2 protein-coding genes are annotated in these 1181 nt (G+C 46.0%); both read right to left on the reverse strand.

What is annotated here, in order from left to right:
* A partial coding sequence (gene glpG, locus R7P72_RS25155; RefSeq protein ID WP_318110980.1) for a rhomboid family intramembrane serine protease GlpG occupies window positions 1-615 on the reverse strand: 615 nt, incomplete at its 3' end.
* Complete coding sequence (gene glpE, locus R7P72_RS25160; RefSeq protein ID WP_005460380.1) at window positions 615-935, reverse strand: thiosulfate sulfurtransferase GlpE; 321 nt, start codon at window positions 933-935, stop codon at window positions 615-617. The genes glpE and glpG, both read right to left, overlap by 1 nt.
* Between the last annotated feature and the right edge of the window lie 246 nt (window positions 936-1181).

Here is a 1181-nt window from a genome sequence, read left to right on the forward strand (position 1 = left end):
ACCAGATAACCCGCCGAAGTTCGCACCTTCAACATAGAACTGGCCAGCACCAGAGAGTGCCGCAGATACCACAAAGATTTGCAGTAACTTGCCAGAACCAAGTCGACGTTCAATATCGCCACCAAGTTGCCACCACCACAACAAGTTAAAGATGATGTGTGTTACCGAGAAATGCAGCAATGCATGACTCACCCAACGCCACAATTGCCATTGCTGGCCTTCAAACGCGGGAAAGTGCAACAGAGCAAATACCCCATTTCCAAAGCCTAACATCTGCAAACCATAAATCACGGCGCATACGGTCATGATCAATAAGGTCACTGGACCGGCTTTGGCTTTGATCATTCCCATGATGCTTGGGCTAGCGTAATGAAATTGGCTCTTACGAGTATCGGCAACGTCCCAGGAAGCGGCGCTGTATTTGCTAGCGGATGGATTCGCCAAAAATTGCTTCAGTTCGGCTTCTGCCTCAACTTCATGCTGGCTGTCCGTAAGCCAAAGTGCAAATTGTCCTTCACCTTCGGGCATCATCTCAATATCTATCTGACGAGAGGCCATATAATCGATAAAGGCTTGCGCCATGCGTGGATTATTTAACGTTACCAATCTCTTCATTAACTTCTCACTATCGGTAGTTGTGCTCGCTGCCAGGCTTCAAAGCCACCGTCTACACTGTACACCTGTTCGAAGCCTTGGTTAACTAAATATTGCGCTGCGCCTTGGCTGCTAATTCCGTGATAACACATCACGAGGATCGGCTGTTCAAACTCTACATCTTCCATAAACGCCACAATCGTATCGTTGGTTAGATGATAAGCCGACTCAGCATGTGCCACGGCAAACGATTGAGGATCACGAATATCTACAAGCTTTGCCTCGCCCTGCTCAAGCAAAGCCTGTGCACCTTGTACATCGATATGCTGAAACTGGTCCATTTACTTTCTCATTTTGTCGTTATGAATATACCCAAATAACCTTGGCACCCGAACTAAACACTCTGCTGCTCGGTGTATTAAGTCGGAAAAAGTCATTTGGGTATACTGCCGCCATTGTAACCTATCCAGTGGCAAACTTAGACACAAGGATAATCAGGGCTTTTAAAATTGTACACATTCCAACCATTTGTGGATAAAGCTGTGAATTGCGTTGATAAAGTGTATTTGGATCTTTTGATCCACAAT

Source organism: Vibrio sp. Vb0888 (assembly GCF_033338835.1).
GTDB lineage: Bacteria > Pseudomonadota > Gammaproteobacteria > Enterobacterales > Vibrionaceae > Vibrio > Vibrio alginolyticus.